Genomic DNA, 15,274 nt, shown 5'->3' with positions numbered 1-15,274 from the left:
TTTTTGTATTACAAGAGATATAAAGTATAAAAAAGAGAAATATACTCATAAAAAGAATGAATGAGGAGATGATAAAAATAATAAATGAAATATTTCCAAATCCCTTTTTGGGTATGATTGTAAGTGGTGAAAGGAATTGAATAAAATATTACTTTATGTTGGCTTTTTAAATATTTTTGATTCCTTGGCAACGTATTTGGGTTTGTTGAAAAGTCTTATTGAAGAAGAAAACCCATTGATGAATCATCTATTTCAAATACATCCTATTCTTTTTTTAACAATAAAAATGGTATTATCCCTCTCACTATTTTTACTCATTTCCTATAAAAATTTGCCTCAAACAAATTTGCTGCATTTATTATCCTGGATATCGGCATTTCTATATACCATCGTCTTTGTTACACATCTTTTATGGATAGTTTGGCTCCCTATTTATTAATGGCTGTTATGTAATAATTTATTTTAATATAAATAAAACTATAAGAAATTAATAAATAGTTGATATTCAGTCATTTCTTTTCTTTAATTTGATAAGTAAATACATGTATAATATAGCTAATGTACTTTAGGAAGTGAAGTGAAGAAATGAAGAAAATTAAGATAGTAACCGACTCAACCGTAGACCTTTCAAATGAGATAATTGAAAAGTATGATCTTGAGGTTGTACCATTATCTATTCATATAGATGGAGTAACCTACGTTGATCGGGTAGATATTACTCCAGTAGAATTTATCCAAAAAATGGGACAGGCATCAGAACTACCCAAGAGCTCACAGCCCCCTACTGGAGTGTTTTTAGAGCTGTATGATCGTTTAGCAGATGAAGGATATGAAATCATCTCTATTCATATGACAGGTGGTATGAGTGGAACGGTGCAATCAGCTGAAACAGCGGCACAAATGTCGAAAGCAAAAGTTACAGTAATTGATTCAAGATTTATTTCAAAGGCCCTATCCTTTCAGGTTATTGAAGCAGCGAAGATGGCTCTCAATGGAAAATCTTCTGAAGAGATTATAGAAAGAATCAATGAAGTGAGAACAGCAACAAAACTTTTCGTTGTGGTTGATACTTTAGAGAATTTGGTTAAGGGTGGGCGAATTGGCAAAGGAAAGGGATTAATCGGCTCGTTATTACACATAAAACCGATTGCTTCGCTTGAAGGGGGCGTCTATAACCCTGTACATTCTGTTAGAAGTCACACCCAAGTAGTAAAATATTTAGCTAAGCAATTTGCTGAGGATGTCAAAGGGAAGACTATAAAAGGGGTTGGAATTGCACACGCTGAAGGGCAAGAGCTCGCCAACAAGTTAAAGAACCTCATTTTTGAAATGACTGGATATGACAAGGTTGAAATTGATTATACAACACCAATTGTTTCTACCCATACAGGTGCAGGTGCCATAGGCTTTATGTATTATTTTGAATAACATCCTATCAAAGGCTTGTCTCATTCCTGGACAGCCTTTTTTGATATTACCCGAAATTTCTCCGTTAATTAATGGTTGATAGAGAGATAGATTCCTTGTTGTCACTTATTTGTTAAACCTTTTTCTTTTAAATTTCTTAATCCTTTGTTAAAATTATTGTCGATATAACCCAAGAGTGAATGCAGGTGAAGCGGATGAAAATTAGAATACTAGCAAGCATTTTGATCGTGATGGCAATGTTGCTTTCTGCATGTGGCCAAAAGGAAATCAAGGATAAAAGAGATTGGCCGATTAAAGATGACTTTTCTTATACTGATCAAGATGGAAATCCATTTGGACTTCAAGATTTAAAGGGAAAAGTATGGGTGGCAGATTTTATTTTTACTACTTGTATCGATGTTTGTCTCCCGATGACTTCTAACATGGCAAAGCTGCAACAAATGGTTAAGGACGAGAACATTAAAAATATTGAATTTGTATCATTTAGCGTTGACCCTGAGGTTGATAAACCGGAAAAATTGAAAGAATTTGGTGAAAGCTTTAGTGTTAATTTTAAAAATTGGCATTTCCTAACAGGCTATTCCCAAGAAAGTATCGAGAAATTTGCTATGGAAAATTTTAAAGCGATGGTAAAAAAACCAGAAAATGAAGACCAAGTCATTCATGGAACGGATTTTTATTTAGTCGATCAAAACGGAACCATAGTGAAATATTATACTGGACTTAATAAAATTCCATTTAAAATTATCTTGAATGATATTGAAGCTTTGCAATAGACCTACCATAGGTCTATTTTTTTACCCTCATTTGGAATCATTTACACTCTATTGAATAGAAACACAGATGATATAATATTTATATTTGTAAAGGTAGGTGAAAATGATGAAAAAGACATTCACCTTTCTTCTTGCTGTAGGTTTTATATTAACATTCACAAATGGATGTCATTTACTTGATAAAGAAAATTTCATTCAATTTAAGGAAACAACGGTAAGTGGGAAATCTTCTATTCCAAACGATTTTATACCTCAAAATCTAAAGGTTGTGTCTATTGGTGACTCCTTGACTGAGGGTATTGGTGATAGTACAAAGAGCGGTGGATACTTGCCTTACTTAGAGAAAAGTCTTGAGAAAGAAAAAGGGATAAATAAGGTCACCTTCTCAAATTTCGGGGTCAAGGGAAATCGCAGCTCACAAATTTTACAAAGGCTAGCTAAGCCTGTAGTGAAGGAAGCGATTCATGAATCAGATATGGTTATTATTACAATGGGTGGTAATGACATTATGAAGGTCGTGAAGGAAAATCTGACTAATCTTCAGATTCAAGCTTTTGATAAGGAAAAAGTAACTTATGAAAAAAACCTTCGTGAAGTGATTGAATTGATTCGAAACGAAAATTCAGAGGCAGTCATTGTTTTAATTGGATTATACAATCCTTTTAGTCAATGGTTTTCGAATGTTGAAGAAATGAACACAATCCTTAATGATTGGAATCAGACGAGTAGAATGATTATTTCCGAATTTGATCAATCCTTTTTTGTCGAAATTGATGATATTTTTCAGGAAAACGAGGAAAATTTATTGTATAAAGATTACTTTCATCCCAATGATAAAGGCTATGAACTGATTGCAAATCGTATCTATGAGCAGCTGGATGATCAAGCTTTAGCTGTTATTGCTAATAAAAAAGTCACATCCAGAAGTGAGGCATATTAATGAAATGAGAAATCATTGGAAAGGGCTTTTCTTTCTACTATTAGGGATAAATATTGCTATCACCCTTTTTCTTATTATCATGGTCTTGGTTCCTTCAGATTCTAAACAACAGGTCAAGGTGAATACCAAAAAACAAAGTCTTGTATCATTTCCAGTCGAAACCAATAAAGATGATTTAAATAAAGTCATCAATTATTATATAAAAAAGGAAGCTAAAGGAGCTATTGACTATGAGGTTTATTTAAGGGATGAAGTGGAGCTTTATGGAACGCTTGGCTTTTTTGGAGAGGATGTTCAATTAAGGCTAACCTTTGAGCCACAGGCGTTGAGTAATGGAGACTTACTGCTTAAGCAAAAATCGATATCGATAGGAAAACTGCACTTACCGGTATCTTATGTATTGAAATTTGTTGCCCAACAATATAAACTACCTGATTGGGTAATTATTGAACCTCAAGAGGAACAGGTTTATGTTTCGTTACAAAATATGAAGCTAAAAAGCGATTTACGAGTACAGGTAAATAAATTTGATTTACTTCATGATGAAATCAATTTAACATTTGGCATACCAATCAAATAAGTGTTGGTATGCCTTTCCTTACTTTAAATGTCTCTTATGGGAATCTGACTCGGTAATCCTCAAGTACTTGTACTTCAAATTTTGTATCATCCAATTGAGAATCTAATAAAAAAATAGAATAGATTCGATTTGGTTTAAATAAAAGCCTTGGCAGTGGGAGTAGGATCCTTTTTGTTCCAGACTTTCTTATTTCTAAATCAACCATCATTGGGGTTAGGCCCAAGTAATTAGTGGATTGACTAAAATGAATATTTGAAAAAACAACGTCTCCATAGGTTGCCTTTAAGTCAATAGCTTGACGATTATTTGCAAGATGAATCAATCGGAATTTTGTTTCACCAATTGGAACCTTTGTCGAATGTTCAAAGAGAAGGAGATCAACTTCTTCCGTTCCTTCACATAAGGCGATCGTATATATCTTCCCTGGATTAATAAATATTATTTTCCTCATGAAGGGGAAGGATGGTTTCGATGTTTCATATACTTCTACTTGATAAACTCCAGCGCGAAGGAAAAGATTACGACTTCCTTCTTTGAATGGGAGGTTCTGTAGGATTCGATAGCGGTTTATAAATATATCAACCTTGTCTCTGTTAGAAGCGGCATGAAAAAAACGAATCTTTCCGTATAGAGGTAATTCTTTGTTCATACACATCCCTCTCTTTAATAATTAAACGAAATATATTACATATGTATGAAAGTTGATGGAGGTTTAGTAAAGCTGGATTTTTTGAAAATTACTACTGTTATCATATAATTTATAGTGGGAATATCAAAAGGTTATTACTATGGAGGTGCGTATCAATTGACGGAGGACAATTATGAATTAGCCACATTTGCTGGTGGATGCTTCTGGTGTATGGTGAAGCCGTTTGATGAGCAGCCTGGAATAATTAAAGTGGTTTCAGGCTACACCGGTGGACATAAAGAAAACCCTACTTATGAAGAGGTTTGTTCTGATAAAACAGGGCATTATGAAGCGGTGCAAATTACATTTGACCCTACACTCTTTTCATATGAAAGGTTATTGGAAATATATTGGCAGCAAATTGATCCAACGGATGAAGGGGGTCAATTTTACGACAGAGGTTCATCCTATCAAACGGCCATTTTTTATCATAATGAGGATCAAAAGCAAGCAGCGGAAAAATCAAAGAAAAAACTCGAAGAAAGCGGAATATTTAGAAAGCCAATCGCAACCAAGATCCTTCAAGCGGGAGTCTTTTTTCCTGCGGAGGATTATCACCAGCATTTTTATAAGAAAAATCCTTTAAGATATAAATCTTATCATACGGGATCAGGGAGAGAGGCCTTTACTAAAAAATATTGGGGTGAAAGAAATGGCTGATAAGGATCATTTGAAAAAGCAACTTACTGAAATTCAATATCATGTTACGCAAAATAGCGGAACAGAACCACCCTTTCGCAATGAATATTGGAATGAATTTCGCGAAGGTATATATGTGGATCTCGTTTCAGGAAAACCACTGTTTAGCTCAAAGGATAAATTCGATGCTGGTTGTGGATGGCCAAGTTTTTCCAAGCCACTACATGAAGAGGAGCTTGTTGAGAAAGAGGATAAAAGTCATTTTATGATTCGCACAGAGGTCCGATCAAAGACAGCCGATTCGCATCTAGGGCATGTATTTGATGATGGACCTGAGCCAACAGGTCTAAGATATTGTATGAATTCTGCAGCGTTAAGATTTATACCAAAGGAGAAGCTTCAAGAAGAAGGCTATGGTGAGTATTTAAAGCTATTTAATGAAAAATAAAGCGAAAGCCGACAGAAATGGAATGACCATCTGTCGGCTTTCGCTTTTATTATTTACTTAGGCAAATACACATGCAGGTCAAGTACCTATAACATAAGCTAATATCGAAATGAATGTTATTCAAGGAGTGATATATGCATGCAATATGGATATGGTTCTTGTGGATGTGATCCATGTTATCAAGGTTTTGGATACGCACAACCTTGTTATAGTGGATTTGGAGGAAATTGTTTTGTACTGATTGTCGTATTATTTATTTTACTCATCATTATTGGTGCAAGCTGCTACGGGAAATTATAATCAATAAAAGCGAAAAAAGAAGACCATGCTCCTCGTTTATGATTGTTTAAGGATATACAAACAATCAAAACAGAGTATGGTCATTTTTGCATGAAGCAAATGAAGATTCACAAGTGATAACACGAACGTTAATATTATATTTACTTATATAGTTCGTGTTTTAAATCGACAAAAGGAAAAACTTATGATATGCTTAAAAAGGATGAGGTAAAAATACGAAGAATTACGTTCTGGGGGAATACGGATGAAGACTAACTATGATGTGATTGTTGTTGGAGCAGGTCCTGCAGGAATCTTTGCATGCTATGAACTAACATTAAAATTACCGGAAGCAAATATTCTGCTTATTGATAAAGGTCATGATATTTATAGAAGAAATTGTCCAATCTTGGAAAAAAGGATTGAAAAATGCCCACCAGCTGCAGGTAGAAAAGAATTTGCTGGTTGCCTGCCAGCGTGTTCTATCACAAATGGCTTTGGAGGTGCTGGAGCTTACTCAGATGGAAAGTTTAATATCACCAGTGAATTTGGTGGCTGGATGACAGACTACCTTCCCGATTCAACCGTTGTTAATTTAATCAAATATGTGGATGAAATCAACCTGAAGCATGGGGCAACAAAAACCATTACCAATCCATTAACACCTGAGGTAAAGGATATCGAACATCGAGGATACGCAGTTGGATTAAAATTGCTTCGCGCTCAAGTTAGGCATTTAGGGACGGAACAAAACTTAGAGATTATGAAAAGTATTTATGAGTATTTAAGAGAAAAGATTGATATGGTTTATAAAAAAGAAGTAGAGGATCTATTAACCGAGAGGAATTCGGAAGGGTTCAAAATTACTGGAATTAAGCTGAAATCTAAAGAAGAATTAACAGCAGAAAAGGTGGTTATTGCACCAGGCCGGGATGGCTCTGTATGGCTTACAAAGCTGATGAAATCACGGAGACTGCAAATGTTAAACAATCAGGTAGATATCGGTGTCCGTGTTGAAACCTCTAATATTGTCATGGAGGAAATCAATCAGCATCTTTATGAAGGAAAATTTGTCTATAATACATCCGTTGGCACAAGGGTAAGAACATTCTGCAGCAACCCATCTGGACATGTTGTCGTAGAGAATCATTCAGGAACAATGTTAGCCAATGGTCATGCTTATCGGGATCCGAAATTGGGGAGTATGAATACCAATTTTGCCTTACTTGTTTCACATAGCTTTTCAGAGCCGTTTGATAAACCAAATGAGTATGCCCATGGAATCTCTAGACTTGCAAATAGTTTATCCAATGGTGGGCTGATTGTTCAAAAATACGGTGATATACTGAAAGGTCGAAGGTCAACTGAAAAAAGGATCAAGGAAGGTTTTATTGAACCAACCCTGAAGGAAGCTGTACCTGGTGACTTAGGTCTCGTTTTGCCATATAATACACTTAAAAGTTTAATAGAAATGACAGAGGCATTAAATCATGTTACACCAGGTCTAGCCTCGGAACATACACTATTTTACGGTGTAGAGGCAAAATTCTATTCTGCTCGCCCAAAATTAAATAATCACTTTGAAACTGAGATTAGCGGATTATATGTTGGTGGAGATGGTGCTGGTGTGACGAGAGGCTTAGCTCAAGCAAGTGCTTGTGGCGTGTGGATTGCCCGTGATATTGTTAATAAAATTCATTCAAAAGTAGAATACAAGAATATCCATGTGTAACCTTATAGAATGTGAGGGGAGAAGTATGTTTGCAAGTAAATTACAGCTAGGTGATGAAATCAGAATAATTGCTCCATCTACAAGTGCTGCAATTATAAAGGACGAGCAGCTAACAATAGCAACAGAGCGATTACATGGGCTTGGCTTTCAAGTTACATATGGGACTCATATTTTTGAGCATGATGAATTTTTTAGTTCTTCCGTTGATGAAAGGGTAGAAGATTTACATGATGCCTTTAAGGATCCAAATGTTAAAGGGATCCTAACCGTTTTAGGTGGTTATAATTCCAATCAACTATTAAATGCAATTGATTATGAGTTAATCAAAAGGAATCCAAAGGTGTTTTGTGGATATAGTGATATTACTGCTTTAAGCCTTGCCATTTATCGTAAAACTGGTTTAGTCACCTATTCGGGACCATTTTTTTCTACATTTGGGGTGAAATATGGTCTGGATTACACCATGGAATCCTTCCTAACTGCATTGACGAACGATGCACCATACGAAATTCAACCATCCTCCCATTGGAGTGATGATCCCTGGTATTTAGATCAAGAGAAGCGAGAATTTATAGAGCAAGATTCATACTTAGTGATTCATGAAGGTGAGGCCCGCGGCAGGCTTATTGGTGGAAATCTTTGTACAATGAATTTGCTTCAGGGGACGGAGTATATGCCGTCATTAAAGAATGCCATTCTATTTATTGAAGATGATTACGAGTCCCATAGTCTCGTTTTTGAAAGGGATTTACAATCGCTTCTTCAATTACCAGATGCAAAGGATATCAAGGCTGTACTAATTGGTCGCTTTCAAAAAGACTCGAATGTAACTGACGAGGCTATCAAAAAAATCATTCATTCAAAACCAGAACTACAACATATTCCTGTTATTGCGAACGTCAACTTTGGACACGTTCAACCTCTGGCAACGATTCCAATCGGTTCAATGGCAACTGTTAAAGCGAACGGCCAAAGGACAGAAATCGTCATAGAGCAAGAAGAATAGATGCTTATAATAGAAAAAGAACTGACTCGTATAGAGCTCAGTTCCTTTTTTTATTTAGGTAGGTATTCCTTAATTTTCAAAACTCCATAAGAAAGATTTCTTTTTTTACTCATACAATGAATTGAGAGCTGAAAATAGCAACGTTTTTTCCTAAATGAATGGGGGAGGGGCATGGTCCAATCATATTTAATAAAACCAGATTTAGAAGGGGTTTATCCAAAAGTTGATTATGGTAAGGGGGTATTCCTCTTTGATGTGGATGGTAACAAATATTTAGATGCTTCATCGGGTGCCATAACAGCGAATATCGGTCATGGTGTCGAGGAAATTATCGAAGCGATGTATAACCAAGCGAAAAAGGTATCCTTTGTTTATCGTTCCCAGTTTACAAGTGAACCAGCAGAAAGACTTGCAAACAAATTGTCTGAACTTACTAAGGGTGACTTAAATTGGAGCTTTTTCGTCAATAGTGGTTCGGAGGCTACAGAAACCGCTATGAAAATAGCAATTCAATACTGGCAGGAACGTGGTGTCCATACAAAAACAAAGGTTTTATCTAGATGGGTTAGCTATCACGGAATTACATTAGGTTCTCTATCCATGTCAGGTCATCCTGGTCGAAGGGAACGATTTGTCTCCCTTTTAGAAGAATTCCCTGTAATAAACCCTCCCTATTGTTATCGCTGTCCATACGGATTGGCCCCTGATACATGTGGTCTACAATGCGCTCAAGAGCTGGATTCTGTCATTCAAAGAATAGGGTCTAAGCATATTGCAGCATTTATTGCCGAACCAGTGATTGGAGCAGCTGGTGGAGCGATTACTCCTCCTAAAAACTATTACAAAGAAATAAAGGAAATTTGCGAAAAGCATGACATTCTATTTATTGCAGATGAGGTCATGACCGGATGTGGAAGAACTGGAGCGATGCTTGCATGTGAGCATTGGGGGGTTTTACCTGATATCGTCACATTAGGCAAGGGTATGGGAGCTGGCTATACGGCAATAGCAGCCACACTAGTAAGCAATCAAGTAATGGAGCCTATCATTAAAGGGTCAAAATCGATTATGAGTGGCCACACATTGAGCGCGAATCCACAAGCATGTGCCGTGTCATTGGCTGTTTTAGAATATCTTGAAAAAAATAATATCTTGAACAAGGTTGAGGAAAAAAGTAGTTATTTGCGAGAAAAGCTAGAGGAATTGCAAAATCAATATCCTTTTATTGGAGATATTCGCGGCAAAGGATTATTGCTTGGAATGGAATTTGTCCAGGATTCTCATTCAAAAATGCCCTTCTCGAGAAACCTTCAAGTAACGCAAATGATTATTAAAATTGCCCAAAGAAATGGATTAATCCTTTACCCGGCAGGAGCAGGTCTTGATGGAATCAATGGAGATGCCGTATTAATCGCACCTCCATTAAATATTACCTTTCAAGAATTAGATTTGTTAGTGAATTTGCTTTCAAAAGCATTTCGAGAATTTGAAGAAAAAATAAATAAAACGAACGGAGAAGAAACATAAATGGCGGAGAATCCATTTGGAAAAATTGTCACCTTAAGTGAGGCGATGTCTCATTTTCATAGTGGTATGACCTTAATGTTCGGAGGGTTTGGTGGGGTCGGTTCTCCACCCACATTAATAGATGCCATTATTGAAAAGGGGATTTGCGAACTTACATTAATTGGAAATGATACTGGATTTCCTCATATTGGGATTGGGAAAATCGTAAGCAAAGGGCTAGCTAAAAAAATTATTGCGTCACATATTGGCTCTAATCCTATAGCAGGGCAGCTAATGACGGAAGGAAAGCTAGAAGTGGAATTTTCACCTCAGGGAACATTGGCCGAACGAATTAGAGCTGGAGGGGTGGGACTAGCAGCAATCCTAACAGATATAGGAAAGGATAATGAGGTAGTCGCTCGCAATAAACCTACCTTTGAACTTCAAGGGGAGGAATTTTTGGTAGAGACTGCTCTAACAGCCGAGGTTTCTATTGTTTACGCCAAAAAGGCAGATTCCTATGGGAATCTTGTTTATGACAAGAGTGCAAGAAATACGAATCCACTCGTTGCAATGGCTGGAGATATAACGATAGCTGAAGTGGAGGAAATTGTTCCAATTGGCCATCTTAACCCAGAGGAGATTGTAACACCAGGTGTCTTTGTAAATTATATCATTCCATCAAGAGGAGTTAATTGGAAATGGGCATGGGAGTAGATATTCGCAATAGAATGGCAAAAAGAGCAGCTGAAGAAATAAAAAATGGGATGGTTGTCAATTTAGGTATAGGAATCCCTTCGCTAATTCCTAATCACCTATCTCCCAATATGAACGTTGTCTTCCATGCAGAAAATGGAATTTTGGGAATGGGACCAAGCCCAATGGCGGGAATGGAAGATGAAAATTTATGTAATGCGGGTGGCTATCCTGTTACAACACTCCCTTTTGCGTCCTATTGTGATAGTGCAATAGCTTTTGGCATGATCCGAAGGGGATTCCTTGATATGACAGTTCTAGGGTCACTTCAGGTGAGCAGGTTTGGGGATATAGCGAATTGGATCGTTCCAGGGAAGAAAATTCCTGGAATGGGGGGAGCGATGGAGCTTGCACAAAAGGCGAGGAAGGTTATTGTGGTTATGAGTCATCTAGATAAAGATGGGAAGCCGAAAATCGTAGAAAACTGCACCTTACCACTCACCTCCACAAGAAGTGCTGATTTAATTATTACAGATATGGCGGTATTTTCAGTATCAAAAACCGGACTGCATCTTTTAGAAATATTTGAGCCACATAGTTTAGTAGATATTAAAAATCATACTGACTGTGAGTTTACTCATTAAGAATCTGGCTTCTTTTTGATGCAATGATAATTAAATCATAAGTTTCCATTAAAGATATTTTAATATTAATTGAGGAGCTGACCAGGGTTGGATTATGAAGAAGGGGTAAAGCAATGGATTCAAAAACACGAAATGAAAGGATTACGTCTGTTAAAAAAGCTTGTTCAAGAAGGTAGTGTCAGGGGAAATGAAAGTAAAGCCCAAGCAGTAATTATTGAAAAATGTAGACAGTTAGGGCTTGAATTAGATATTTGGGAAATTGATAAGAAATCAATAAGCGGGCACCCAGCCTTTCGTTCTGATAGGGATGACTTTTCAGGAAACCCGAATGTTGTTGCAGTATTAAAGGGGACTGGGGGAGGAAAGTCGATTATATTAAACAGTCATATTGACGTAGTTCCAGAAGGAGATAAGGGGGACTGGGAGGAGGACCCCTTTAGTGGAATCATTCATGAAGGTAGGCTATACGGTCGCGGATCAACCGATATGAAAGGAGGGACTGTGGCCTTACTTCTCGCAATCGAGTCCATCATTTCTTCCGATATTAAATTAAAGGGAGACGTTATTTTTCAAAGCGTCATTGAAGAAGAAAGTGGTGGTGCAGGCACACTTTCAGCTGTTTTAAGGGGTTATAAAGCAGATGGGGCGATTATCCCAGAGCCAACAAAATTGAAATTGTTTCCGAAACAACAGGGGTCCATGTGGTTTCGCATTGCAGTAAAAGGGAAATCTGCCCATGGTGGAACAAGATATGAAGGGGTATCTGCAATTGAGAAGGCGATTAAAATCATTCAACAAATACAAGAATTAGAGCGAAAACGAAACGTTAAAATCACAGACCCATTATACAAAGATACTCCTATACCCATCCCTATTAATATCGGAAAAATTTATAGTGGGGAATGGCCATCCTCAGTTCCGGATATTGCCTTCATAGAAGGAAGGATGGGGGTCGCCCCAAATGAACAGATGGAAGCTGCTGAGAAGGAAATGCAGGAAGCTATCCTTTCAGTTGGTGAAACTGATTCATGGCTACAAGAGAATCCCCCTACGATTGAATGGTTTGGAGGACGGTGGCAACCTGGAAATCTTGATGTAACCCATCCTTTAATGGAGGTAATATCTTCAAGTTATCAGAGGGTTTTAGATAAGCCTCCTGTTATTGAGGCATCCCCATGGGGGACAGATGGAGGAATTCTATCAAATGTAGGCGGTATACCTGTCGTTGTGTTTGGCCCTGGTGTGACAGAGGTCGCACATGATGCAAATGAATATATCGTTCTTGATGATCTTTTTACATCAGCAAAGATTATTGCACAAACCATAATAAAATGGTGTGGAGTATCTAAGTAGACAAAATAATAGATAGGTCATCATGAAATGGAGGCAGTAATTTGGACTGCCTCTTTTTTCCTATTAACTTTAGAAAGGTGGAAGACAAATTGAAAGATATGATGAAACAAAAAGATATCTCTACCAAACAATATTCGATCAAAATGGTTATTGATTCCTATAATAAGAGATTAAGGTTAGATGATTATCAGGGGAATATCAATCATGTCATTTATATTTTTGAAAAAATTGCTCATGAAGAACAAGTGCAAAAACTAATTATTAAGGGTAGAAGGAAGGATTATCATGCGTTATTAGAAAATGGGTATCAGTGTGAAGGGGTGATTGATCATTATTTTCTTGGTTCAGATGCCTACCTTTTCTGCAAATACTTAACGAAGGAGAGGAAGACAAATATTTATTGGATAGAAGAAGATAAAATTTTAAAGAATGTTCAAAAGCTAGATAAGTCAAACGAGCACCAACCTGTTCCAAAGGATTACCAATTAATAAAAATATCAAAGCAGGATGCTATTCCCCTAGCGACCCTTTATCAAAAAGTATTTGAAATCTATCCAACTCCACTTCATGATCCAAAATACATTGAAAAAACGATTGATAATGGGACGATCTATTTCGCCTTTAAAAATGGTGAAAAAATCGTTTGTTCAGCATCTGCTGAAAGGAATGTCTTTTATAAAAATGCCGAACTAACCGATTGTGCAACCTTGCCAGAGCATCGGAAACATGGGTTACTTAAAATACTCCTATTAAAGCTTGAGGAAGAATTAGTCCATGAAGGCATTTATTATGCTTATTCCCTTGCACGTGCACTTTCATTTGGGATGAATGCAGCATTACATCAGCTAGGCTATAGCTATCGAGGAAGGTTAATGAACAATTGCTATATCTTTGACAAACTTGAAAACATGAATGTTTGGGTCAAGGACTTATCGAAATAATCTGCTGTTAATGCTGAATTTTCGGCATGGAATTGATTGTTTTCGGCAGTGAAAAAGGATAGGTGAGGATGCTTGAAGGAACAGTTAGATGATATTTCAAAGGAAGTATTAACAGCCATTCTGAAAGGAATTGATGAAGGGATTCACGTCGTTGATACGAAAGGAAGAACCATCTATTACAATGAAGTGGCTGCAACACATGATGGCATGGATGTAACGGAAGTGATTGGCAAGCCTGTTTTGGAGGTCTTTCCATCACTCGACGAAGAAACAAGCACATTATTGAAGGTTCTCCAAACAAAAACAGCCCTGTATAACCAGGCACAATCATATTTGAATGTACACGGAAAAATGATTGAAACCATTAATACGACCATCCCCTTAATTGTGAAAGGGAAGCTTGTTGGTGCAATGGAAATTGCAAAAGATTACTCAAGAATGAAATTGTTATCGGAAAGGCTATTAGACTTACAAAAGGAAGTGAAGCAAAAGAAATCTAACCATCCAAAGGCTCGTTTAAGACACACTTTAGATGACCTAATATCAGTTAATCCAGCCTTTAATTTGGTTAAAAAAGAAGCCTTTAGACTGGCCAAATCAGATTCATCTATGCTTGTTTTTGGAGAAAGCGGGACTGGGAAGGAACTATTTGTTCAAGGAGTCCATCATGCTTCCAATCGTTCTAACGGTCCGTTTATTGCACAAAACTGTGCGGCAATTCCTGAAACATTATTGGAGAGTATCTTATTCGGAACCTCCAAGGGAAGCTACACGGGTGCAGTAGAGCGTCCGGGAATTTTTGAATTAGCTGATGGTGGAACATTATTTTTAGATGAAATCCATGCCATGCCGGTTGAGCTACAAGCAAAGCTGCTTCGTGTGCTTGAGGATGGGATTATTAGGCGGGTGGGAAGTACGAAAGATATTTCAGTTGATGTAAGAGTCATAGCAGCCATGAACATACACCCCATGCAAGCCCTTGAAGAGAAAAAGATTCGACATGACATCTTTTATCGTTTAAATGTATTTTCCTTTGAACTGCTACCACTAAGAAAAAGAAAGGATGACATAGTCTGTTTAACCAATCATTTTATTGAAAAGTTTAATGGAAAACTAAATAAAAGAGTGGTGAGAGTGAATGAAGGAGTCCATCAAATGTTTATGGATTATTTATGGCCAGGGAATGTCCGAGAATTAAAGCATACGATTGAATATATGATGAATGTAAGTGATCAAACAATTTTAATCGAGGACGATTTGCCGAATATGTTTAAAGGAACCATACTAAGTAGGAGAAAAGAATCAAATGAGGTTCGAGTACCACTTAGAAAGAATATAGAGCAATATGAAAAATCAATCATTCAAGAGGCATTGGAAATAACGGAAGGAAATGTTCTCCACACAGCAAAAATTCTCCAAATCCCACGACAAACATTGCAATATAAACTAAAGAAATATTCTTTAAGCTATGCTGAATAATCGGCATTTACCATCAATTAATTTGGATAAAAACATTCGCATTGGAGTAAATTCTTCTTCCTTTTATTAATGTATTCTTGTTTTCTCCCCTTTTTTGAAAAAAATATGAACGTTGGCATATTACTTGCATTAATGATTA

At 36.8% G+C, this 15,274-nt stretch carries 17 protein-coding genes; 16 read left to right on the top strand and 1 reads right to left on the bottom strand.

Features of this window, described 5'->3' with window-relative positions; translation table 11 throughout:
• Positions 1–136 precede the first annotated feature (136 nt).
• The 5 genes from BQ6100_RS22020 (at position 137) to BQ6100_RS12990 (ending at position 3,724) form a co-directional block, all read left to right on the top strand.
• Entirely contained in the window at positions 137–439 is a 303-nt protein-coding gene (locus BQ6100_RS22020) for a DUF5658 family protein (protein WP_075982021.1), read from the top strand.
• A gap of 146 nt (positions 440–585) precedes the next feature.
• Entirely contained in the window at positions 586–1,428 is an 843-nt protein-coding gene (locus BQ6100_RS13005) for a DegV family protein (RefSeq protein ID WP_075982020.1), read from the top strand.
• A 194-nt stretch (positions 1,429–1,622) separates the two neighbouring features.
• The gene (locus tag BQ6100_RS13000) at positions 1,623–2,204 is read left to right on the top strand and encodes an SCO family protein (protein WP_075982019.1); all 582 of its coding nucleotides are present in this window, start codon (positions 1,623–1,625) and stop codon (positions 2,202–2,204) included.
• 106 nt (positions 2,205–2,310) lie between these two features.
• Complete coding sequence (locus BQ6100_RS12995) at positions 2,311–3,144, top strand: SGNH/GDSL hydrolase family protein (RefSeq protein ID WP_075982018.1); 834 nt, start codon at positions 2,311–2,313, stop codon at positions 3,142–3,144.
• The gene (locus tag BQ6100_RS12990) at positions 3,104–3,724 is read left to right on the top strand and encodes a YpmS family protein (RefSeq protein ID WP_315970023.1); all 621 of its coding nucleotides are present in this window, start codon (positions 3,104–3,106) and stop codon (positions 3,722–3,724) included. The genes BQ6100_RS12995 and BQ6100_RS12990 overlap by 41 nt, the downstream gene beginning before the upstream one ends.
• 34 nt (positions 3,725–3,758) lie before the next feature.
• On the opposite strand, the gene BQ6100_RS12985 is transcribed toward BQ6100_RS12990, so the two are convergent.
• Positions 3,759–4,373, bottom strand: a complete 615-nt coding sequence (locus BQ6100_RS12985; protein WP_075982016.1) for a DUF4397 domain-containing protein — start codon at positions 4,371–4,373, stop codon at positions 3,759–3,761.
• Positions 4,374–4,583: 210 nt separating this feature from the next.
• Between BQ6100_RS12985 and msrA the strand changes: the two genes are divergently transcribed.
• From msrA to BQ6100_RS12930, 11 genes are all read left to right on the top strand, one after another.
• Positions 4,584–5,072, top strand: coding sequence for a peptide-methionine (S)-S-oxide reductase MsrA (msrA, locus tag BQ6100_RS12980; RefSeq protein WP_315970036.1), 489 nt, complete (start codon positions 4,584–4,586; stop codon positions 5,070–5,072).
• Entirely contained in the window at positions 5,065–5,499 is a 435-nt protein-coding gene (gene msrB, locus BQ6100_RS12975; RefSeq protein WP_075982014.1) for a peptide-methionine (R)-S-oxide reductase MsrB, read from the top strand. The genes msrA and msrB overlap by 8 nt, the downstream gene beginning before the upstream one ends.
• A 138-nt stretch (positions 5,500–5,637) precedes the next feature.
• A complete protein-coding gene (locus BQ6100_RS21925; protein ID WP_075982013.1) occupies positions 5,638–5,799 on the top strand; it encodes a YjcZ family sporulation protein in 162 nt (53 codons plus the stop codon).
• Between the two features lie 244 nt (positions 5,800–6,043).
• A complete protein-coding gene (locus BQ6100_RS12965) occupies positions 6,044–7,510 on the top strand; it encodes an NAD(P)/FAD-dependent oxidoreductase (protein WP_075982012.1) in 1,467 nt (488 codons plus the stop codon).
• Between the two features lie 25 nt (positions 7,511–7,535).
• Entirely contained in the window at positions 7,536–8,516 is a 981-nt protein-coding gene (locus BQ6100_RS12960) for a S66 family peptidase (RefSeq protein WP_075982011.1), read from the top strand.
• Between the two features lie 171 nt (positions 8,517–8,687).
• Complete coding sequence (locus tag BQ6100_RS12955) at positions 8,688–10,043, top strand: aspartate aminotransferase family protein (protein ID WP_075982010.1); 1,356 nt, start codon at positions 8,688–8,690, stop codon at positions 10,041–10,043.
• Entirely contained in the window at positions 10,044–10,739 is a 696-nt protein-coding gene (locus BQ6100_RS12950) for a CoA transferase subunit A (RefSeq protein ID WP_075982009.1), read from the top strand.
• Positions 10,724–11,362 (top strand): 3-oxoacid CoA-transferase subunit B, encoded by a 639-nt coding sequence (locus BQ6100_RS12945; RefSeq protein ID WP_075982008.1) that lies wholly within the window; start codon positions 10,724–10,726, stop codon positions 11,360–11,362. Before BQ6100_RS12950 ends, BQ6100_RS12945 begins: the two co-directional genes overlap by 16 nt.
• Positions 11,363–11,449: 87 nt before the next feature.
• Positions 11,450–12,715, top strand: a complete 1,266-nt coding sequence (locus BQ6100_RS12940; RefSeq protein ID WP_075982007.1) for a peptidase — start codon at positions 11,450–11,452, stop codon at positions 12,713–12,715.
• A 98-nt stretch (positions 12,716–12,813) separates the two neighbouring features.
• Positions 12,814–13,656: a putative beta-lysine N-acetyltransferase gene (ablB, locus tag BQ6100_RS12935; protein ID WP_097677959.1), complete on the top strand. Its 843-nt coding sequence runs from the start codon at positions 12,814–12,816 to the stop codon at positions 13,654–13,656.
• Between the two features lie 72 nt (positions 13,657–13,728).
• Positions 13,729–15,135 carry a sigma-54 interaction domain-containing protein gene (locus BQ6100_RS12930; RefSeq protein ID WP_235816527.1) on the top strand — a complete coding sequence of 469 codons (1,407 nt, stop codon included), beginning with the start codon at positions 13,729–13,731 and terminating at the stop codon, positions 15,133–15,135.
• Positions 15,136–15,274 lie beyond the last annotated feature (139 nt).

It is taken from the genome of Bacillus massilinigeriensis (genome assembly GCF_900117315.1).
Lineage (GTDB): Bacteria > Bacillota > Bacilli > Bacillales > Cytobacillaceae > Bacillus_BE > Bacillus_BE massilionigeriensis.
The sequence above is the reverse complement of the archived record's forward strand: the minus strand, read 5'-3'. Positions and strand labels throughout refer to the sequence as shown.

Bases quoted from the DNA above. Each gene is read 5' to 3' on its own strand.
- msrA (WP_315970036.1), top strand. From the start codon at position 4,584: ATGGTGAAGCCGTTTGATGAGCAGCCTGGAATAATTAAAGTGGTTTCA.
- BQ6100_RS12995 (WP_075982018.1), top strand. From the start codon at position 2,311: ATGAAAAAGACATTCACCTTTCTTCTTGCTGTAGGTTTTATATTAACA.
- BQ6100_RS12960 (WP_075982011.1), top strand. From the start codon at position 7,536: ATGTTTGCAAGTAAATTACAGCTAGGTGATGAAATCAGAATAATTGCT.
- msrB (WP_075982014.1), top strand. From the start codon at position 5,065: ATGGCTGATAAGGATCATTTGAAAAAGCAACTTACTGAAATTCAATAT.
- BQ6100_RS13000 (WP_075982019.1), top strand. From the start codon at position 1,623: ATGAAAATTAGAATACTAGCAAGCATTTTGATCGTGATGGCAATGTTG.
- BQ6100_RS21925 (WP_075982013.1), top strand. From the start codon at position 5,638: ATGCAATATGGATATGGTTCTTGTGGATGTGATCCATGTTATCAAGGT.
- BQ6100_RS12985 (WP_075982016.1), bottom strand. From the start codon at position 4,373: ATGAACAAAGAATTACCTCTATACGGAAAGATTCGTTTTTTTCATGCC.
- BQ6100_RS12945 (WP_075982008.1), top strand. From the start codon at position 10,724: ATGGGCATGGGAGTAGATATTCGCAATAGAATGGCAAAAAGAGCAGCT.
- BQ6100_RS13005 (WP_075982020.1), top strand. From the start codon at position 586: ATGAAGAAAATTAAGATAGTAACCGACTCAACCGTAGACCTTTCAAAT.
- BQ6100_RS12950 (WP_075982009.1), top strand. From the start codon at position 10,044: ATGGCGGAGAATCCATTTGGAAAAATTGTCACCTTAAGTGAGGCGATG.
- ablB (WP_097677959.1), top strand. From the start codon at position 12,814: ATGATGAAACAAAAAGATATCTCTACCAAACAATATTCGATCAAAATG.
- BQ6100_RS12955 (WP_075982010.1), top strand. From the start codon at position 8,688: ATGGTCCAATCATATTTAATAAAACCAGATTTAGAAGGGGTTTATCCA.
- BQ6100_RS12965 (WP_075982012.1), top strand. From the start codon at position 6,044: ATGAAGACTAACTATGATGTGATTGTTGTTGGAGCAGGTCCTGCAGGA.